This window comes from Micromonospora craniellae, assembly GCF_014764405.1.
GTDB lineage: Bacteria > Actinomycetota > Actinomycetes > Mycobacteriales > Micromonosporaceae > Micromonospora > Micromonospora craniellae.
Genome location: NZ_CP061725.1, coordinates 858,002 through 877,216, shown reverse-complemented (window position 1 = coordinate 877,216; position 19,215 = coordinate 858,002). Strand labels below are relative to the sequence as shown.

The following is a 19,215-nucleotide window of genomic DNA, read 5'->3' as shown; positions in this document are numbered from 1 at the left end:
CGTCATGGCGACGCGGTGGCGGGTGGCGGTGGTCGGTGGCGGCATCACCGGCCTGGCCGCCGCGCTCCGGTTGCGCGACCGGGCCCCCGAGGGCACCGAGATCACCGTGTACGAGCAGTCCGGCGCGCTCGGTGGCAAGCTGCGCACCGGCGAGCTGGCCGGTGGGCCGGTGGAGTTCGGCGCCGAGTCGTTCCTGATGCGTGACCCGGTCGGCGGCGAGTCCGCCGCGGTGACCCTGGTCCGCCGGCTCGGGCTGGCCGACCGGATCGTGCACCCGACCGTCGGGCAGGCCGCTCTCGCCGTCGACGGCGGGCTGCGCCCGATCCCCGGCGGGACGCTGGTGGGCGTACCCGGTGATCTGGCGAAGGTGGCGGCGGTGGCCCGGCCGACGCCTGCGGCCGACCACGACGGCGGTCGTCCGCTGCTCGGGCCCGGCGAGGACGTCTCGGTCGGCGCGCTGGTCCGCGCCCGCTTCGGCGACGAGGTGGTCGACCGGCTGGTCGACCCGATGCTCGGCGGCGTGTACGCGGGCCGCGCCGACGACCTGTCGCTGGCCACCACCATGCCGGCGCTGGCCCGGGCCGCCCGGGTGGAGCACACGCTGCTCGGCGCGGTACGCGCGGCGCAGGCCGCCACCCCGCGTGCCCCCGGCGAGCCGGTCTTCGGCACCCTGGCCGGCGGACTGGGCACCCTGGTCGACGCCGCCGCGACGGCCGGCGAGGCGACCGTCCGCCGCAACGCCGCGGTCCGGGAACTGACCCCGGTCGGCCCCGGCTGGCGGCTCACCGTCGGTCCCACCCGCGACCCGGAGCACGTCGACGTCGACGCGGTGGTGCTGGCCGTCCCGGCCCGCCCGGCCGCCCGGCTGCTCGCCGGACCGGCCGCCGAGGTGGCGGCGCAAATCGGCGAACTGGACTACGCCAGCGTCGCGCTGGTCACCCTGGCCCTGCCTGAGCCGGCGCTGCCGGCGCTCTCCGGCTTCCTGGTGCCGGGCACCGAGGGGCTGCTGATCAAGGCGTCCACCTTCTTCACCACCAAGTGGGGGCACCTGCGCCGGTCGGACGGGCTGGCCCTGGTGCGCGCCTCGGTCGGCCGGTACCGCGACGAGGCCCAGCTCCAGCGCCCCGACCAGGATCTCGCCGCCACCGTGCACCGGGAAATGTCGGCGGTGCTCGACACGCCGCTGCCCGCCCCGGTCGACGGGCACGTGCAGCGGTGGGGCGGCGCGTTGCCGCAGTACACCCCCGGTCATCTCGACCGGGTGGCCGCCGCGCGGGCCGCGCTGCGGGCGACACGTCCGACGCTGGCGCTGGCCGGCGCGGGCTACGACGGGGTCGGCATTCCGGTCTGCGTCCGCTCCGGCGAGACGGCGGCCGAGGAGATCATCACAGCACTGGAGGGATCGGGGAGATGACCGAGCAGAGCAACGCGGCGCGGCTGCGGGAGCTCAACGCCACCATCCGTTACACGATGTGGTCGGTGTTCCGGGCCAGCGCGCCGCTGCCGTCGTCGCGGGACAGCGTCACCGGCGAGGTCGAGTCGCTGATCGAGGAGCTGGCCGGCAAGGACATCGTGGTGCGCGGCACGTACGACGTGTCCGGCCTGCGCGCCGACGCGGACCTGATGATCTGGTGGCACTCCTCGTCCAGCGACGACCTCCAGGACGCCTACCTGCGGCTGCGGCGTACCACGCTGGGCCGGGCGCTGACTCCGGTCTGGTCGCAGATGGCGCTGCACCGGCCGGCCGAGTTCAACAAGAGCCACATCCCGGCGTTCCTGGCCGGCGAGGAGGCCCGCGCCTACCTGTGCGTCTACCCGTTCGTCCGCTCGTACGACTGGTACCTGCTGCCCGACGCAGAGCGGCGCGAGCTGCTCGCCGAGCACGGCCAGATGGCCCGGGGCTACCCGGACGTACGCGCCAACACGGTCGCCTCGTTCGCGCTCGGCGACTACGAGTGGATGCTGGCCTTCGAGGCCGACGAACTGCACCGCATCGTCGACCTGATGCGTGACCTGCGCGGCTCGCGGGCGCGCCTGCACGTCCGCGAGGAGGTGCCGTTCTACACCGGCCGCCGCCGCCCGATCGCCGACATCGTCTCCGCGCTCGGCTGAGGCGTAAGGAAGGGTCCCCTGCTAACGCCTCGTGCATAGCAGGGGACCCCTGCTAACACCGGCACCGGCACCGGCACCGGCGGATGTGACGAGCCGGGCGGAGCCGCGCCCGAGGGAGGTGGGCGCGGCCCCGCTCGGGGTCAGGTGGTCGCCGTGCAGGTGAGCGTCGGCGCGCTCGACCCGCTGCCGGAGGCCAGGAAGCCGAAGGTGGTGCTGGTCCCGGCTCCGAGCCCGCCGTTGTAGCTGACGTTCTGGGCGGTCACCGTCGAACCGCTGGAACTGACGGTGGCGTTCCACGCCTGGCTGACCTGCTGGCCGCTGGCGTACGTCCAGGTCACCCGCCAGCTGCGGATGGCCGCGCTGCCCGCGGTCACCTGCACCTCACCCTGGAAGCCACCGGACCAGGTCGAGGTGACCCGGTACGTCGCCGAGCAGGCGCCCGTGGCGGGCGGTGCGGTGGTGGGCGGGGGCGTGGTCGGCGGGTCGAAGGTCGGGGTCGGCGTCGGCGAGGCCGGCGGCGTGGTCGGGGGCGGGTTGGATCCGCCACCGAACTGCACGTCGCTGCAGATGTAGTACGCCTGGTCCGTGTGGCTGGCCTGCCAGACGGTGAACAGCACGTGCCGTCCGCTGCGTCCCGGCGCGTTCACCGGGATCTCGGTGGACACCCCGCCGGTCTCCGGCTGCCACCGGGACGCCGGGGTGTTGCCGATCTGGCCGACCAGTTCCAGGTCGGACCAGGCCAGGGGCTTGGTCAGCGCGTCGTAGCCCGGCCGGGTCGCGTACACCCGGATGTAGTCGGCGCCGTGGCTGGCCTGATCGTAGAACTTGAGCCGGAAGCTGTTGGCCACGGAGGTGGTCCGCCAGGCGCCGACCGCGTCCAACGCGTTGTAGCGCCCGCTCTCGGTACGGCCACCCGAGCAGAGCTGGCCGTCCGGGATGGTGCCCTGGTGGTTGCCGCCCACCCCATCGCGGAGCAGGCCGTTCCAGTTCCACATGGCGTTCGGGTTGGCCTGCCAGGCCTGCCAGCACATCGGGTCCTCGGTGGCCATCCGCGGGTTCTGGAAGTCGCTGCCCCAGCGTTGCCAGCAGCCGTAGTTGCGGGAGACGGGGTTGGCCACGGAACCGTGTCCGGACGCGGGGGCGACCAGCGCTGTGGAGAGCAGCAGCATGGCGCCGGCCGTCACACCCAGCAGCGAGAGTGCCCGTGAGTTTCGGAGTAGTTTGGACATGGAGCCCCCAGGGGGAGTCGTCGGATCGCGACATCGCCCGGATCGCTCGGGAGTTGCCCCTCCCGGCCTGATCACGTTGCCCCGGCTTTCGCCCGAAGAATGGCACAGACCATCGCCACTGGTCAATGTGGTGGCGGGGTCGGTGGGGCTGACGGGGGCCCGGTGTCCGCGGCTCAGGCGGTGCGGCGCATCGGGGTGTGCGGGATGCCGTCCTCGACGTACTCGGGCCCGCTGACCGTGAAGCCGTACCGGGCGTAGAGGGCCACCAGGTGCGACTGGGCGTCCAGCACGCAGGGCCGGTCGCCGATCCGGGCCAGTGCCTCGGTCATCAGCCGCCCGGCGTGCCCGCCGCCGCGCGCCGCCGGGGCCACCACCACTCGTCCGATCCTGGCTGCGCCGTCCGGGTCGGCCAGGATCCGCAGGTACGCGACGGGTGTGTCGTCGTGGGTCAGCCAGAGATGCCGGGTGCCCGGTTCGACGTCCCGCCCGTCGAGTTCCGGGTACGGGCACTGCTGCTCGACCACGAACACGTCGGCGCGCAGGCGTACCAGGTCGTGAAAGGTCCGGGCGTCCAGGTCGGCGAAGCGTGCGACCTGCAGTTCGGTGCTCGACACCCGGCCAGGTTAGGCCGTGCCGATCCGGTCGACCCGGTCGACCCGGGTAGGTTGCTCGGGGCCGGCGTCACGGCGCCTGGTGGTAAGGAAGGGACCCTTGCTAACGCCTCGTGTATAGCAGGGGACCCTTCCTAACGCCCGAGCGGCGATCGGTGGGGGAGCCGTCAGGCGGGGCGGGCACCGACGGCGTCGCGGATCTCGGCACCCTGCTCGCTCTCCACCGCTCGCGCACAGTGCCCGCAGCAGAAGAAGCGGCCGGACACCTCCACGCCGTGTCCGAGAATCTTGACGCCGCAGTGCTCGCAGATCGGGGCCAGCTTGTGGCTGGCGCACTCGAAGCTGTCGAACGTGTGCACGTCGCCGCTGACCGTACGCACCTCGAACGCCAGCCAGTAGTCGTTACCGCAGACCTCGCAGATCGCCACCGTAGCCCCCTCCAGTTAGAACCCTTTGTCCAAGCTTGCGCCAACTGCGGGCCCGCTCGGCGGGAATCGCGGCGACTCGGCCGGCCGGCTGGGCGTGTCGACTCCCGCGAGCCGCTGGTCCGTCAGCTCGCGGAGCTGCGCGCTTTATCGATGTCGGTCTTTACTGTTAACAAGGTTTAAATTATGTTGGTGGCACCTGACCAGGCAACATGCCGAAAGGGAGTGCCGCCATGCGTCGAAGAATCACCCTCCCACTCGTCGCCGCCGGGGCCGTGGTCTCCACCCTGGCCGTCGCCACCCCGGCCCAGGCCCACGGCTACGTCTCGTCGCCGCCGAGCCGCCAGGCGCTCTGTGCCCAGAACCGGGTCCCCGACTGCGGCCAGATCCGCTGGGAGCCGCAGAGCGTGGAAGGCCCCAAGGGGCTGCGGAACTGCCACGCCAACATCTCCCACTTCGCCGCCCTCAACGATGACAACCGGGGTTGGCCCGCCACCTCGGTCGGCACCACGGCGACCTTCACCTGGGGCAACACCGCCATGCACGCCACCCGCGACTGGGAGTACTTCATCGGCAACACCCGGGTCGCGGTGTTCAGCGGCGGCGGTCGCCAGCCGGGTGCCACGGTCTCGCACACCGTCAACCTGTCCGGCTACTCGGGCCGACAGAAGCTCCTGGCCGTGTGGAACATCTCGGACACCGCCAACGCCTTCTACTCCTGCGTCGACCTGCAGGTCGGTGGCGGCAGCGGCAACCCGACGCCGAGCCCGAGCCCGACCACCCCGCCGGCACCGTCGCCTACCCCGACGACCGGCCCGACCACCAACCCGCCGGTCGGGGGCACCTGGACCGCCGGCCGGGCGTACGCCGTCGGCGACCAGGTCACCTACGGCGGTCGCACGTACCGCTGCCGGCAGGCGCACACCGCCATCGCCGGATGGGAGCCGCCGAACGTCGCGGCGCTGTGGACCCAGGTCTGACCAGCGCGAGGTGCGGTCGGGCCCGGCCCGCACCGCACCTCACGCCGGCTCCCCACCCGGCGACACGCCCCACCGCGTCCCGCCTGCGGCACCACCGGTGTACCGTGCGGTCCGTCGCGTCGCGTCGCTGGCGTGCCGCGCTCGCCGCCCTGCTCGTCGTGCTGCTCGCCGTCGGATGCGGCGGCCCGTCCGTGCCGGCTGTGGACCACGCGCCGACCGGTACGCCGTCAGCGGTCGCTGCCCCGGAAACGCCGTCCGCGGCGACCGGGATGACCGGCATCGACCTGCTGTTCCTGTCGATGATGGCCGGGCACACCGAGCAGACCCTGGAGATCGTCCGCCTGGTCCGGGACCGGCTGGTCGACGGTGAGCTGCGGACCCTGGTGGCCGCCATCGAGGTGACCGAGACCGACGAGCTGGCCGACGCCCGTGCCTGGTTGGCGCAGGCCGGGCGCAGTGCACGGGCCGACGACCACACCGGGCACGGCACCGGCCCGGACCAGTTGGCCCGGCTCCGCCACGCCGCACCCGGCGAGGTCGACGCGGTGCTGATCGAGGTGCTCGGCGCCCACCAACAGGCCGCCGCCGACCTGGCCCGGGCGCATCTCGAGGCCGGCACCGACGAGCGGGTACGCGACCTCGCCCGGCGCGTCGCGCAGTCGCGTACCGCCCAGGTGGCGATGCTGGCGGCGCGCCCGGCAGCCGACGGCTGACCGGACGCGGCGTGGGCTCAGGGCTGACCGGGACGCGGCGCGGGGGCCGACGGGTGCCCGGCGGTCAGGGGGTGCTGGGGTCCAGGCGGATCGAGAGCGAGTTGACGCAGTGCCGGGTGTTCTTCGGGGTGAAGCCCTCGCCCCGGAAGACGTGCCCCAGGTGGCTGTCGCAGCGGGCACAGCGGATCTCCGTCCGCCGCATGCCGTGACTGGCGTCCTCGATCTCGGTGATCGCGCCCGGGATGGCGTCGTCGAAGCTCGGCCATCCGCAGTGCGAGTCGAACTTGGTGTCGCTCGGGTACAGCTCCGCGCCGCAGGCACGGCAGCGGTACCTCCCCGGCGTCTTGGTGTCGACGTACTCTCCGGTCCACGCCCGTTCGGTGCCGGCCTCGCGCAGCACCTGGAACTCCTCGGGGCTGAGCCGGACCCGCCACTCATCCTCGGTGCGGGGCAGCTCGCTGTCGGGAAGACTCACCGGCCAACCGTACGTCGAAGGTCGGACCCATCGCATATGGTCGCGCCATGGCAGGTGCGAAGGCTGCGGCCGAGGAGATCAAGGTCGCCGGGCACACGGTCCGGCTGTCCAGCCCGGATCGGGTGATCTTCCCGGAGCGCGGCTTCACCAAGGCCGACGTCTTCCACTACTACCGCAGCGTCGGTGACGGCATCATGCGGGCGCTGGGCGACCGCCCGACCACCCTGCAACGCTTCCCTGACGGCATCGAGGGCGAAATGTTCTTCCAGAAGCGGGTGCCGACGCGAGGCGTGCCGCCCTGGGTGCGTACCGCCGAGATCAGCTTCCCCAGCGGACGCAAGGCGGCCGAGCTGTGCCCGGCGGACCTCGCCCACGTGGCCTGGGCCGCGCAGATGGGCACCGTGGTGTTCCACCCCTGGCCGGTCCGGGCCGCCGACGTCGACCGCCCCGACGAACTGCGCGTCGACCTCGACCCGCAGCCCGGCACCGACTTCGCCCACGCGGCCACCGCCGCCGCCGAGCTGCGCGCCATCCTCGACGAGCTGGGGGTGCCCGGCTGGCCGAAGACCTCCGGCGGCCGGGGAGTGCACGTCTACCTGCGCATCCAGCCGCGCTGGAGCTTCGTCGAGGTACGCCGGGCCACCATCGCGTTGGCCCGGGAGTTGGCCCGCCGCCGCCCCGAACTGGTCACCACCGCCTGGTGGAAGGAGGAACGCGGCGAGCGCGTCTTCGTCGACTACAACCAGATGGCCCGGGACCGCACCATCGCCTGCGCGTACTCGTTGCGGGCCAACGCCCGGGCCACCGTCTCCACCCCGGTCACCTGGGACGAGCTGCCCGACGTCGACCCCGACGACTTCGACCTGCGTACCGTCCCGCAGCGGCTGGCCGAGCGCGGCGACCCACACGCCGGCATCGACGACGCCGGGTGGGACATCACCCCGCTGCTGGAGTGGTCCGAGCGGGACGCCGCAGCCGGCGAGGGTGACCTGCCGTACCCGCCGGACCACCCGAAGATGCCCGGCGAACCCAAGCGGGTCCAACCCTCCAAGGACCGCGACCGCCCTCGCTGACTCTGGAGGAACGATCCGCAGAGGGTGTCAGAGACTGAGCTTCATGCCCTCGTGGCTCGAAACGAAGCCGAGGCCGAGATAGAACCGGTGCGCGTCGTGGCGGCTCTTGTCGGTGGTGAGCTGCACCAGCCCGCAGCCACGTTGCCGGGCCCGGTCGATCGCCCACGCCAGCATCAGGCGGCCCACGCCCCGCCCGCGCTGGTCCGAGCGGATCCGCACCGCCTCGATCACCGCCACTGCTAACGGGCCGGGCAGCGCAGGCCTTCGGCGGGCAGCGTCAGGTCGATCAGGTACGCGTCGACGGCCTCGGTGATGCAGGGGGTCTGCGGGTAAGCCGTGTGCCCCTCGCCATCCCAGGTCAGCACGCGTCCGACGCCGAGCATCTCGGCCAGGGCCGGGGTCTGCTCGTAGGGGGTGGCGGGGTCGCCGGTGGTGCCGATGACCAGGATCGGCGGGGCGCCGGTGGCGCGGCCGGTGGGGTAGGGGTCGGTGCCGCCGGGCCATTCGGTGCAGGAGACCAGGCCGGTGGCCAGCGCTGGTCCGAAGAGGGGGTACTGCGTCCGCCACTGGGATTGCAACTGGCGGATCCGTTCCAGGCTGGGTCGTTCCTCGTCGTCGGCGCAGTTGATCGCGGTGTTGGCGTCGAACAGGTTGGTGTAGCGGCCGTTCTGGTCGCGGTCGGCGTAGTTGTCGGCGAGCTGGAACACCGCCTCGGGGTTGCCCTTGTCCAACTGGTCGATGGCGCGGGCGAGCTGCCGCCAGCCGGTCTCGTTGTAGAGCGACGAGATGACCGCGTAGAAGACCCAGCCGGCGGTGGCCTCGCGGCCGTCGGCGGAGCGGATCGGGGAGGACCTGGCCTTGTCGATGGCGGAGACGACCGCGGCCCGGGCGTCGGGGGCGATCGGGCAGTTTGCGGCGTTGGCCGCGCACCACCGGCCGAAGTTGTCGAAGGCGCGCTCGAAGCCCCTGGCCTGGCTCTCCGAGCCGGCGATCAGATTCTGTCGGGGGTCGACCGCGCCGTCGAGCACCAGCGCCCGCACCCGCTGCGGGAAGAGTTGGGCGTACGTGGCACCGAGCAGCGTGCCGTAGGAGTACCCGAGGTAGGTCATCTTGTCGTCGCCGACCGCCGCGCGGATCGCGTCCATGTCCCGGGCGGTCTGCTCGGTGGAGTAGAGCTTGAGCTGGTCGCCGTACTTGTCACCGCAGCCCTGGCCGATGCGCTTGGCCATCATGACGAGGACGTCGAACTTCTCCTGGCTCTCCGGGTCGGGGTCGTAGCCGAAGACGCCGTCCAGGTCGGCGTCGGAGATGCACTCGACCGGGCTGGACCGGGCCACGCCGCGCGGGTCGAAGCCGATGATGTCGAATCGTTCCATGATGCTGTCGGGCAGGCCGCCGAACTGCTCGCCGAACGACAGGTAGACGGCGGTGTCCACGCCCGAGCCACCCGGGCCGCCCGGGTTGATCAGCAGCGAGCCGATGCGGTTGCGCTGGTTGTCGGAGCGGACCCGCAGCAGGGCGATCTCGAAGGTCTCGTCGGCGCCGGGACCCGTGGTGGCGCCGGTGCCGCCGGCCCAGTCGCGCGGCACCTGGATACGGGCGCATTCGTACCGGACGCCCGGGGCGCTGCGTCCGACCAGGTCGTCGGGGACCTCGGGGCAGGCCCGCCAGTCGGGTGCCGTGCCGGGCGGGGCGGCCGACCCTTGCGCGTCGACGTCGGCGCGCGGCGCGAAGGCCGGCAGCGTGCAGCCGGCGGTGACGACCATGGCAGCGGTCAGGCCGGCCAGGGTGAGCCGCAGGCGGCGGATCCGGTCGGAAGTACGGGTCACGAGCTGGGCCTCCGTGATCGGGGTCGACGGCCGCGGGTCAGTCGGGCGCGGATCCCACCGGCACCGCCGGGTCGCCCCGCAGGACCTGGTCCACGTCGAACCGCACCGGCCGGTCGAGTTGATCGTATCGGCAGGAGCGCGGGTCGCGGTCGGGCCGCCAGCGGACGAACCGCGCGGTGTGCCGGAACCGGTCGCCCTCCATCGCGTCGTACGCCACCTCGACCACCAGCTCCGGACGGACCGGCTCCCATTCCAGGTTCTTGGTGCCGGTCCACCGGCTGACCCCGCCCGGGATGCGCTGGCCCCGCTCGTGGTCGCCGTGCACCCACGGGTGCTCGGCGCCGACGTCGCGATAGGGCGCCAGCTCCTCCAGCAGCTCGGCCCGGCGGGCCATGGTGAACGAGGCGCTCACCCCGACGTGGTGCAGCACCCCGGCGTCGTCGTAGAGCCCGAGCAGTAGCGAACCCACCACCGGGCCGGACTTGTGCCACCGGAACCCGGCCACCACCGCGTCGGCGGTACGCGCGTGCTTGACCTTGTACATCAGCCGCTTGCCCGGCTCGTACGGCAGGTCGGCCGGCTTGGCGATCAGCCCGTCCAGCCCGGCGCCCTCGAACACGTCGAACCAGCGGCGGGCGGTGTCCGCGTCGGTGGTGACCTGGGTGACGTGCACCGGTGGTCGTACCCCGGCCAACGCCTGCTCCAGCCGGGCGCGGCGGGTCGGGTAGGGCGCGTCGAGCAGGCTCTCGCCGTCCAGCGCCAGCAGGTCGAAGGCGACGAAGTCGGCCGGGGTCGTCTCGGCCAGCAGTTTCACCCGGGACGCCGCCGGGTGGATGCGCTGGGCCAGCGGCTCGAAGTCCAGCCGGGGCTGCCCGCCCGGCCCGTCCCGGCGGATCACGATCAGCTCGCCGTCGACCGCGCAGCGCTCCGGCAGCTGCCGACGGGCCTGCTCCACCACCTCGGGGAAGTAGCGGGTCATCGTCTTGCCGCCCCGGCTGGCCAGCTCCACCTCGTCGCCGTCCCGGAAGACGATGCAGCGGAAGCCGTCCCACTTGGGCTCGTAGGTCATTCCCCGCGCGGTCGGGATCGACGCGACGCTGCGCGCCAGCATCGGCTCCACCGGCGGGTTGATCGGCAGGTCCACGGCGCCAGTCAACCAGACGGCAGCGACAGCGGTGAGGCAGATCACGGTCGCGCCGTGGGTGCGGTGTCCGCCGGTACGTACCCCGGTGAGCCTGGCCGACCTGCGCGAAGCCGCCTGATCCGCTCAGAAGCGGGCGAAGGAGCGGATCGGCGCGCGGGGGCCGAACTTCGGCGCCTGGACGCCGGCGACCTCCAGCAGCCGGCAGACCCGACCCCGGTGTCCCCGGAACGGTTCGAGCAGCTCCAGCAGCCGGGCGTCGTCCCCGCGCGGCTCACCGGCCAGCGCCCAGGCCACCGTGTTCACGTGGAAGTCGCCGACGCTGACCGCGTCCGCGTCGCCGTACGCCACGCGAACCACCTCGGCGGCGGTCCAGGCGCCGATGCCGGCGACGGCGGTCAACCGGCGGGTGGCCTCGGCGGCGTCCGCGCAGCGTTCCAGCCGGCGACGATCCGCGCGCAGGGGTCGTACGGGCTGAAGGTGAGCGGCCGGATCGTGGCGGCCAGCCGGTAGCCGGGCGGCGGGCACAGCGTCCGGCTCGCGGTCGGCGCGGTCCCGGTCATGGGGTTACTGTGCCACTTCGGTCGACCGCTGGAATGGCCGCGTCCCGTTGCGCCGACAGAACGACCGTGGCCGGCCGCGCCCGTACGGGCTGCGACCGGCCACCGGTGGGCGTCGGATCAGTAGTCCGAGTCGCTGTCCGACTTGGTCTTCGACGGCGGGGAGACCGCCTTCGGGGTGCCCTTGGGCAGGCACTCCAGGTTCTTGCTGCCGTCCGGGTTGACCACGAACCAGGTCCCGCCGACGCCCTGACCCTTCCACTGGCCGGGCTTCTTGTCGCCGATGTAGGTGTAGAGCGGCCAGCCGTCGAGGGTGATCTGGCGGGTGCCGTCGGGGCGGGTGATGGTGCCCACCGCGTCGTCCGAGACGCCCTTGAGCGTCGGGTTGCCGTCGGTCAGCGCGGCCGGCCACACCTCGATGCACTGGCCCTCGCAGTTGCTGGCCGGCGGGTCGTTGGTGTCGTTGTCGAAGCGGTACAGGAGGAAGCCGTCCTGGTTGACCACCGCGCTGCCCATCCGGGGGAACTTCTTGCCGGTGAGACTCTCGGTCAGTTCGAGGCCGTCGGGCAGGGGAACGTCGTTCTCGCTCTCCGCGCCCGGTGATGCCGAGGCGCCCGGCGTGGCGCTCGCCTCGGGGTTCGCGCTGGACTCGGGGTCGACGGTCACGGTGGGCTCGGCCGCGGCAACGGCGACCGGCTCGGCCGCACCGGCGTTCGTCCCGTCGTAGCCCGCGGGAGCGCAGGCCGTAAGTGCGACCATGGCGCCCACGGCGCTCACGGCGATGACGGTCCGCTTGATCTGTGCCACGTGCCCTCCTCATGCTTGACAGTCACCGGGATATACGGGGGTGGCAGTGTCAAGGTTGAATGCAGAACGGTGGCTCATTTCACAGCGAGCCGTTGAACCGGAAGGCCCGAACCTGCGTAGGAGTCCGTATCCGCTGACCAGCGCCGCGAAGGCCCGCCTCCGAGCCGGAGACGGGCCTTCGTTCGGGCGGTACGGATCAGGGGGCGGGCACGGTCAGCAGCGGCCGGGCGGTGCCCCTGCCGTTCACCTCCTGCACCTCGACGTGCTTGATGTCCTCCATCTGCACCGACGTGGTCGCGGAGAGCGCGGCCCTGGTCGGGTTGCTGTTGGTGCCGTACCCGGACGTCGGCACCGTCCAGGTGGAGACGACCTCGGTGCTGTTGTCCTTCTTGACCACGACCAGGCGGCAGGTGCGCGGCCCGGGCAGCCGGCCCAGGCTGAAGTCCATCTTGGTGCCGAAGTCCTTGCCGATGAGCCAGAACGTGCCCTCGACACCGGTGCTCGGGTCGGTGACGTCGACCTGCTCGCCCTCCTGCTCGTTGCCACCGACGCCGGGGCCCGGGTTACCGGGGCCGCCGCCCGACGGATCGAACGGGACACTGCTCGGGCCCCCGGCGATCGGCGGCGCGCTGCTCTCGCCGGCCAGGTTGCTGAACACCACACCGGTCAGCCCGCCGAAGACCACCACGGCCGCCGCGGTCGCCAGGATCTGCCGGAACCGGGCCTTGCGCCGGTGGGTCCGCAACGCCACGAGCGTCCGGTCCAACAGGACCGGATCGGAGTGGGTCTGCTCCAGCACCGTCACCGACTCCTCGTCGATGTCGGAGAGCAGCCCGACCACGGGCACCATCGACTCCAGTTCGGCGGCGCAGGCCCAGCAGGTCGCGAGGTGTTCCTCGAACCGCTCCATGTCCTGTTCGTCCAGTACGCCGAGCGCGTACGCGGCGACGTCCATGTGGTCAACCCGGCTCATTCCGTCACCCCCCGTTCCTGCAGAGCTGTGCGCAGCGCGCGCAGCGCGTAGTAGACCCGCGACTTCGCGGTGCCCAACGGCAGCCCGAGCTCCTCGGCCGCCTCCGGGACCGTCCGGCCCCGGAAGTACGTCGCCACCAGGATCTCCCGGTGCGATTGACTCAAGGTACGCAACGCGTCCGCCACCGTCATCGAGCGCAGCACCCGATCGGTGCTGTCCGACTCGGCGAAGGCGGTCAGATCCCGGTCGTACGTCTCGGCCGGGCGGGCCTGCTCGCTGCGGTGCTCGTCGATGGCGATCCGGCGGGCCACCGTCACCAGCCACGGCCGAAGCGATCCCTGTCCCTGCGTACCCAGCCGGTGCGCGTTGCGCCAGGCCCGCAGCAGCGTCTCCTGGACGATGTCCTCCGCCCGCTGCCGGTCCCCACCGGTCAGCCGCATCACGAACATCAGCAGCGGGCCGGCGTGCTCGGCGTACAGCGTGCGGATCAACTGGTCGGAGTGGGCGGCTTCAGTCGTCGTGGCCTGGTGCCGGCCAGGGGCGGGTCGCGGCGTCACCGGGCTATTCTGGCGAGGCGTCGCGCGGGAGTCGACCCCACGATCGGACGTGGTCGGCCGCGACTGGGATCGCGCGGACATCCAGTCCGCCCGCACCCGGTCGCCTTGCCAACCGACCGCCAGTGCATGCATGCAGACCTCCGGATGTCCCTGGACAGAAGCCGTCCCCCCACGGGCATGGCTGCCGGGTAGTACGGAGGGCCTCGCCGAACGGATCAACGGCGGACGGAAAAAATCCCCGGCGGAGGCGGTGTGGAGTCGCTGGCGTCGCTGTCGCGTACCACCGGGGCCCCGGCGGAGAACCGGTCGAGGTCCGCGCCGGCCAGCACCCGACCGGGGAACCAGTCACCGGCGGCCCGCCGGGTCAACGCCGCCACCGGCGGCTCCTGACGGCCGGCCACCAGCACCAGGTTGCCGTAGCGCCGCCCGCGCAGCACCGCGGCGTCGGCCACCAGGCAGGCCCGGGGCAGCAGCTCGCGGACGGTCGCGACCTGCCCACGGGCGTACCGTAGCGGCGGCCCGTCGGCCACATTGGCCAGATACCAGCCGTCCGGTCGCAGCACCCGGGCCACCTCGGTGGCGAACTCGACCGACGTCAGCCGGGCCGGCGTCCGGGAGCCGGCGAAGACGTCCGCGACGATCACGTCGTAGCCGGCGTCCCGGCCGGCGGCCAGCACCGCCCGCGCGTCGCCCACCCGGACCTTGAGTCGCGGATCGGGCCGCCAGGGCAGCTCCCGCCGGACCAGGTCGACCAGCGCACCGTCCACCTCGACCACCCGCTGCACCGAACCGGGCCGGGTGGCGGCGACGTACCGGGGCAGGGTGAGCGCACCGCCGCCCAGGTGCAGCACCCGCAACGGTGTCCCGGCGGGCGCGACCAGGTCGGTCGCGGCGGCCAGCCGGCGCACGTACTCGAACTCCAGGTGGGTCGGGTCGCTCAGGTCCACATGCGACTGCGGGGCGCCGTCCAGCAGCAACGTCCACCCTCCGGGCCGGTCCGGGTCGGGCGCCAGCTCGGCCTGCCCGGTGTCGACCCGCACGCTGATCCGGTCGGCGTCGCGTCTCCGCCCCATCAGCGGCCCGTCCGCGCGGCGGCGGTCAGCGCGCGGTGCAGCAGCCGGGAGTCGCCCAACCGGGACCGCAGCAGCCGTTCCAGCCCGGCGATCGGAATTAGGTTCTGCGGGGCCCGGGGGTCCTTGTAGGGCGTGGAGGCGAAGCGGGGCAGGGTGACCAGCGACAGGTCGGCCAGCCGCACCGCCTCGGCGATCTCCAGGTCCGCCGAGCATTCCAACCGGACGATCCCGGCCCAGGGCGCACCGGCGGCCACCGGCAGCCGCAGATACCACGACCATCCGCCCCACGCCGTGCCCAGACGGAACACCGGCGAGCGATGGCCGGCGGCGAGCCCGGTGACCACCGCGGTGAGCCGGGCGTCGAGGTACTGGCTGTGCTGGGTCTTGATGTAGCCGAGGGTGCGCGGCAACTGCCGCCGGTTGCGTAACGGACCGTCCACCACCAGCAGGTCGTCATCGGTACGCGCGGCGGCCGAGACCTCCACCTCCAGCGCGGTCAGCGGCCCCTGCACGGCGGCCGGCAGCTTGGCCAACTCCCCGCTGCCGCTGACCCGGTGCACCGGATAGCGGACGGTGCCGGCGACCACGTCGGTGGCCGACGGGCTGGCCGTGAACAGGCCCCGGCCCACCTGGGCGCCGGCCAACCGGGCCGCGCCCTGCTGCAGGTCGCACCGGACCACCCCGGCGGCGTACGAGGCGGCCAGGCCGGGGAACGACGTACCGTCCTCCTCCGCCGTCCAGACGCTGGCGTCGATCCGGCGTACCCCGTCGACCAGCAACACCACGTCCGGGGCGCGGACACCGGGACGAGGGCCGATCGCCCGCCAGTCCACCACGGGCAGTTCGTGATCCGCCTCGACCTGGGCGCTGCTCGGCGCGGCCGGACCCGCCGTGGACGCCTCGAACGACGCCCCGTAGGCGGGATCCCACGCGTCGACGAAGAACCGCCCCGCGCTCACGGGACTTGCCCTTCGTTCGCGACTGCGGGGCTCCGCTGCGCTGCACTCCTCGCGCTCACCGGCCGGTCCGTTCGATGCGGGCCGAGCGGGCGTCCTTGCGGACCTCGAAGCGGACCGGGATGCGTTCGGCCAGGGCCGGTACGTGGGTGACCACGCCGACCATCCGGTCGCCCCGGGCGGCCAGGTTCTCCAGTGTGGCGGCGACCGTGTCGAGAGTGGCCGCGTCGAGGGTGCCGAAGCCCTCGTCCAGCACGATCGACTCCAGGCTGGCCGCCGTGGTGGACATCCCGGCCAACTGCTCGGAGAGCGCCAGCGCCAACGACAGGGACGCCTGGAACGTCTCACCGCCGGAGAGGGTGCGCACCCCGCGACGCAGCCCGGCGTCGTAGTGGTCGACGACGAAGAACTCGCCCTTGTCGTGGACCAGGTCGTACTGCCCGCCGGAGAGTTCCCGCAGGATCCCCGAGGCGCCGTCGACCAGCAGGTCCAGCGCTTCGGCCAGCAGCCACCGCTCGAAGTTGTTGGCCCGCAGGTGCCCAGCCAGCGCCCGGGCCACCCGGGCCTGCCGTTCGTGCCCGGCCCGCTGGGCGCGCAGCTCCTCGGCCTGGGCCCGGCGTTCGGTCAACCGGCGCAGGTCGGCCTCGGCGCGCTCCACGGCGACCGTGGCGGCGCGTACCGGATCGTCGGGAGCGGGCAGGTCGGCGGCGGTGAAGATGCCCGCGATCCGGGCCGCGACCTCGGTGGCCACCGTCTCGGCAGCGGCGACCGACGCCGCCGACCCGGCCCGCAGCGTCTGGCGTTGCCGCGCCTGCTCCCGGGCCCACTCCGACAGTGCGGTCCACGCGGCGGCGACGTCGTCCCGGTCGGCCGCCGGCGGCCCGAACCGGGCCACGCCGTCCCGGACGCCGTCGAAACGCCGCCACGCCGACCGCAGTCGCTCCTGCGCCGCGTCAAACGCCCCCCGCGCCCGCCGAGCGGTGTCCCGACCGGCGCGGACCGCCGCTGCCGCCTCGTCGAGCCCCTGCCGCAGCCGCGCGAGCTCGGCAAGCGTCGCCCGCAGCGCCTCGGCGGTGGCCGCACCGGCCAGCCGTTCGTCCAACTCGGTCTGGCGGGCCCGCAGCCCGTCCTGCTCGGCGCGGGCCCGCAGCAGCACCCGCTCCAGGTCGCGGGCGGCCGAGTCGCGGTCGGCCAGCAGCCGCTTGGCCGCCTCGCTGGCCGTCCGCGCCGCCTTGCCGGCCGCCACCGCCTGCGCCACCGCCGAACCGGCGGGCATCGCCGGCACCCGGGCGACGGTCTGTTCGCAGACCGGGCAGGACTGCCCGTCGGTCAGGTGCGCCCGCAGCGCCACCGCCTGATCGGCCGCCTTTGCCTCCTCGTGGGCCTGGAACGCCGCCGCCAGGTCCGCCTCGGCGCCCTCGGCCGCCGTCCGCGCCTCGGTCAGCGCCTCGACCGCCGCCTCGTGCTCGGCGCCGGCGGTCTCCACCACGGCGCGTACCTGCTCCGCCTCGGCGGCGAGCCGCTCCCGGTCGGCGTACGCCCGCAGCAGCATCCGCAGCGCGCTCTCGTCACCGGCGGCGGCCAACTCCCCGCGCAGCTTCTCCTCGCGCTCCTCGGCCAGCGACACCGCGCCCGCCGCCGCGTCGGCCTCGGCCCGCGCGGCGTCCACCGCCCGGGCCACCTCGGCCACCCCGTCCGGCGCCCGGACGTCGCCCAGCACGGTCAACTCGGCGTCCAGCGCGGCCAGCGCCGCACCGGCCTCGCGCACCGTCGCCCGCGCCGCGTCCAGCTCCGGTACGCACCGCTCCACCGCCTCCGCCAGGTCCCGCATCCGGTCGACCTGGTCGGTGACCTGCGCCAGTGTGGCGTCGTCGGTGTCGGCGAGCCCGGCCAGCAGTTGGTCGACCGCCTCCAGCTTGGCCTCGGCCTGTCCGGCGCGGGTGGTGGCCCGCTGCTGCACCTGCTCGTAGACGCCGAGACCGAGCAGGTTGACCAGGATCTGCTGCCGGGTCGCCGGGCGGGCGTGCAGGAAGTCGGCGAACTGTCCCTGCGGCAACACCACGCAACTGGTGAACTGCTCGTACGGCAGGCCCACCGCCTCCAGCACGGCGGCCTCCATGTCGGCCGGCGTACCGGCGACCACCTCGCCCAGGTCCTCCGGGCTGAGCCCGGTGTCCAGCTTGGTGACGTCGAAGCCGTCGGGCATCAGTTGCAGACCGGCGTTCGCGGTCTTCGCGTTGCCCCGGCTGTCCCGGCGCACCACCCGGGTGGCCACGTAGCGGGCCCCGCCGGACTCGAAGACCAGCCGGACCCGCGCCTCGGTCGACGACGGGGCCAGCGCGTTGCCGAGCCCCCGCGCGCCACCCCAGCGCGGCACCGTGCCATAGAGCGCGAAACAGATCGCGTCGAGCACCGTCGACTTGCCCGAGCCGGTCGGCCCGACCAGGGCGAAGAAGTCGGCGTCGGTGAAGTCGACGGTGGTCTCCTCGCGGAAGACGGTGAAGCCCGCCATGTCCAGCCGCATCGGCCGCATCAGTGATCGACCTCCTCGATCAGCTCGTCGAAGAGTTCCCGGACCCCGTCGTCGGCGTGACCCCGGCTGTCCAGGTAGTCGGCGAAGAGCTGGCGGGGTGACCGCCCGGCCCGCTGGGCGACCCGGGTGCCACTGCCCGGCGCGGGCACCAGCTCCGGGTCGATGCGGATCTCCAACGCGCGGGGGAGCAACTCCTGCACCTCCTCCCGCAGCCCGGCCCGGGGCTGCTCGCGGACGTACACCCGCAGCCAGCCCTCCGGCGGGGTGATCTCGGCGAGCTGGGCCAGCGTGCCGCGTACCGTGCGCAGCGCCGTCGCCTCGGCCACCGGCACCTCCCGGACCCGCGCCGCCGTCGTCGCGCTCACCTCGACCAGGGTCACCGACGGGACGTTCTCCTGCTCGCCGAAGTCCACCGCGAGCGGCGCGCCGCTGTAGCGGATCGGGCACGGCCCCTGCACCCGCTGCGCACGGTGCAGGTGCCCCAGCGCGACGTAGTGCGCGGTGCCGGGGAAGACCGTGGCGGGTACCGCGTAACCCAGCACGGTGTGCGCGTCCCGCTCGCCGCCACCGGTGGTCGCGCCCACCACGGTCAGGTGAGCGGTGACCAGGTGCACCCGGTCGGGCTCGTCGAAGCCCTCGGTGAGCCGGGTGAGGATGCGCCCCAGGTGGTCGGCGTACGTCTGGTTGGTCTCGGCGGCGGTCAGCTCGTACATCTCCACCGCGCGGATCGCGTACCGCTGGGACAGGAACGGCAACGCGGCCAACCGCCAGCGTTCCCCGTCGGCGGTGGTGCCGTCCACGACGTGCTCGGCCGGATCCTCACGGACCGCGCCGCGCAGCGTGATGCCGGCGGCCTCGGCCCACGGCCGAAGCGCGTCCAGCGCCGGCCCGTTGTCGTGGTTGCCGCCGATCGCCACCACGTCCGCGCCGATGCGACGCAGCGCGGTCAGCGCCCGGGTGACCAGGCGGGTCGCCTCCGCCGTCGGTGCGGCGGTGTCGTAGAGGTCGCCCGCGATGACGACCAGGTCGGGCCGCTCCTGGCGGGCGATGTCGATGACACCGGCCAGCACCTGTTTGTGTTCCTCGGCCCGGGACTGCCCCTTGAGGACCTTGCCCACGTGCCAGTCCGAGGTGTGCAGGATCTTCACTGAACTGGCCTTTCGTTCGC

At 73.3% G+C, this 19,215-nt stretch carries 19 protein-coding genes and 2 pseudogenes; 5 read left to right on the top strand and 16 right to left on the bottom strand.

What is annotated here, in order from left to right; translation table 11 throughout:
- Positions 1-4 precede the first annotated feature (4 nt).
- Both hemG and hemQ read left to right on the top strand, forming a co-directional pair.
- A complete protein-coding gene (gene hemG / locus ID554_RS04020) occupies positions 5-1,414 on the top strand; it encodes a protoporphyrinogen oxidase (protein WP_117226564.1) in 1,410 nt (469 codons plus the stop codon).
- Positions 1,411-2,112, top strand: coding sequence for a hydrogen peroxide-dependent heme synthase (gene hemQ, locus ID554_RS04015; RefSeq protein ID WP_117226563.1), 702 nt, complete (start codon positions 1,411-1,413; stop codon positions 2,110-2,112). The genes hemG and hemQ overlap by 4 nt, the downstream gene beginning before the upstream one ends.
- A 140-nt stretch (positions 2,113-2,252) precedes the next feature.
- Here hemQ and ID554_RS04010 read toward each other — a convergent pair whose 3' ends face one another.
- The 3 genes from ID554_RS04010 to ID554_RS04000 form a co-directional block, all read right to left on the bottom strand.
- Positions 2,253-3,341, bottom strand: a complete 1,089-nt coding sequence (locus ID554_RS04010; RefSeq protein WP_117226562.1) for a lytic polysaccharide monooxygenase auxiliary activity family 9 protein — start codon at positions 3,339-3,341, stop codon at positions 2,253-2,255.
- Between the two features lie 173 nt (positions 3,342-3,514).
- A complete protein-coding gene (locus ID554_RS04005) occupies positions 3,515-3,955 on the bottom strand; it encodes a GNAT family N-acetyltransferase (RefSeq protein ID WP_117226561.1) in 441 nt (146 codons plus the stop codon).
- 164 nt (positions 3,956-4,119) lie between these two features.
- The gene (locus ID554_RS04000) at positions 4,120-4,380 is read right to left on the bottom strand and encodes a Prokaryotic metallothionein (protein ID WP_117226560.1); all 261 of its coding nucleotides are present in this window, start codon (positions 4,378-4,380) and stop codon (positions 4,120-4,122) included.
- 230 nt (positions 4,381-4,610) lie between these two features.
- On the opposite strand from ID554_RS04000, the gene ID554_RS03995 reads away from it, so the two are divergent.
- Together ID554_RS03995 and ID554_RS03990 are read left to right on the top strand one after the other, a co-directional pair.
- Positions 4,611-5,357: a lytic polysaccharide monooxygenase gene (locus tag ID554_RS03995; RefSeq protein WP_117226559.1), complete on the top strand. Its 747-nt coding sequence runs from the start codon at positions 4,611-4,613 to the stop codon at positions 5,355-5,357.
- Positions 5,358-5,461: 104 nt separating this feature from the next.
- Positions 5,462-6,070: a DUF305 domain-containing protein gene (locus tag ID554_RS03990; protein ID WP_223884429.1), complete on the top strand. Its 609-nt coding sequence runs from the start codon at positions 5,462-5,464 to the stop codon at positions 6,068-6,070.
- A gap of 64 nt (positions 6,071-6,134) precedes the next feature.
- Here ID554_RS03990 and msrB read toward each other — a convergent pair whose 3' ends face one another.
- Entirely contained in the window at positions 6,135-6,545 is a 411-nt protein-coding gene (gene msrB, locus ID554_RS03985; protein ID WP_117226557.1) for a peptide-methionine (R)-S-oxide reductase MsrB, read from the bottom strand.
- Positions 6,546-6,592: 47 nt separating this feature from the next.
- On the opposite strand from msrB, the gene ligD reads away from it, so the two are divergent.
- The gene (gene ligD, locus ID554_RS03980) at positions 6,593-7,618 is read left to right on the top strand and encodes a non-homologous end-joining DNA ligase (protein ID WP_117226556.1); all 1,026 of its coding nucleotides are present in this window, start codon (positions 6,593-6,595) and stop codon (positions 7,616-7,618) included.
- Between the two features lie 27 nt (positions 7,619-7,645).
- Here the strand turns inward: ligD and ID554_RS03975 are convergent.
- The 12 genes and pseudogenes from ID554_RS03975 to ID554_RS03920 form a co-directional block, all read right to left on the bottom strand.
- A pseudogene (locus ID554_RS03975) lies at positions 7,646-7,849 on the bottom strand (GNAT family N-acetyltransferase); the annotation flags it as partial.
- Between the two features lie 8 nt (positions 7,850-7,857).
- The gene (locus tag ID554_RS03970; protein WP_117226786.1) at positions 7,858-9,384 is read right to left on the bottom strand and encodes an alpha/beta hydrolase; all 1,527 of its coding nucleotides are present in this window, start codon (positions 9,382-9,384) and stop codon (positions 7,858-7,860) included.
- Positions 9,385-9,484: 100 nt separating this feature from the next.
- Positions 9,485-10,591 (bottom strand): ATP-dependent DNA ligase, encoded by a 1,107-nt coding sequence (locus ID554_RS03965; RefSeq protein WP_117226785.1) that lies wholly within the window; start codon positions 10,589-10,591, stop codon positions 9,485-9,487.
- Positions 10,592-10,714: 123 nt separating this feature from the next.
- Positions 10,715-11,032 (bottom strand): annotated as a pseudogene (locus tag ID554_RS03960) (DNA-3-methyladenine glycosylase 2 family protein); the annotation flags it as partial.
- On the bottom strand, positions 10,987-11,151 hold the full coding sequence (locus tag ID554_RS03955) for a hypothetical protein (protein WP_191088953.1): 165 nt from the start codon (positions 11,149-11,151) through the stop codon (positions 10,987-10,989). The pseudogene ID554_RS03960 and the gene ID554_RS03955, both read right to left, overlap by 46 nt.
- Positions 11,152-11,268: 117 nt before the next feature.
- Complete coding sequence (locus tag ID554_RS03950; RefSeq protein ID WP_117226555.1) at positions 11,269-11,955, bottom strand: COG4315 family predicted lipoprotein; 687 nt, start codon at positions 11,953-11,955, stop codon at positions 11,269-11,271.
- Between the two features lie 196 nt (positions 11,956-12,151).
- Positions 12,152-12,928 carry an anti-sigma factor family protein gene (locus ID554_RS03945; RefSeq protein WP_117226554.1) on the bottom strand — a complete coding sequence of 259 codons (777 nt, stop codon included), beginning with the start codon at positions 12,926-12,928 and terminating at the stop codon, positions 12,152-12,154.
- Positions 12,925-13,617: a sigma-70 family RNA polymerase sigma factor gene (locus tag ID554_RS03940; RefSeq protein ID WP_117226553.1), complete on the bottom strand. Its 693-nt coding sequence runs from the start codon at positions 13,615-13,617 to the stop codon at positions 12,925-12,927. The genes ID554_RS03945 and ID554_RS03940 overlap by 4 nt, the downstream gene beginning before the upstream one ends.
- An 83-nt stretch (positions 13,618-13,700) precedes the next feature.
- Positions 13,701-14,558: a spermidine synthase gene (locus ID554_RS03935; protein ID WP_117226552.1), complete on the bottom strand. Its 858-nt coding sequence runs from the start codon at positions 14,556-14,558 to the stop codon at positions 13,701-13,703.
- A complete protein-coding gene (locus ID554_RS03930; protein WP_117226551.1) occupies positions 14,558-15,517 on the bottom strand; it encodes a hypothetical protein in 960 nt (319 codons plus the stop codon). The genes ID554_RS03935 and ID554_RS03930 overlap by 1 nt, the downstream gene beginning before the upstream one ends.
- 55 nt (positions 15,518-15,572) lie before the next feature.
- Positions 15,573-18,047: an AAA family ATPase gene (locus ID554_RS03925; protein WP_117226550.1), complete on the bottom strand. Its 2,475-nt coding sequence runs from the start codon at positions 18,045-18,047 to the stop codon at positions 15,573-15,575.
- Positions 18,047-19,195, bottom strand: a complete 1,149-nt coding sequence (locus ID554_RS03920; protein ID WP_117226549.1) for an exonuclease SbcCD subunit D — start codon at positions 19,193-19,195, stop codon at positions 18,047-18,049. Before ID554_RS03920 ends, ID554_RS03925 begins: the two co-directional genes overlap by 1 nt.
- Positions 19,196-19,215: the final 20 nt, after the last annotated feature.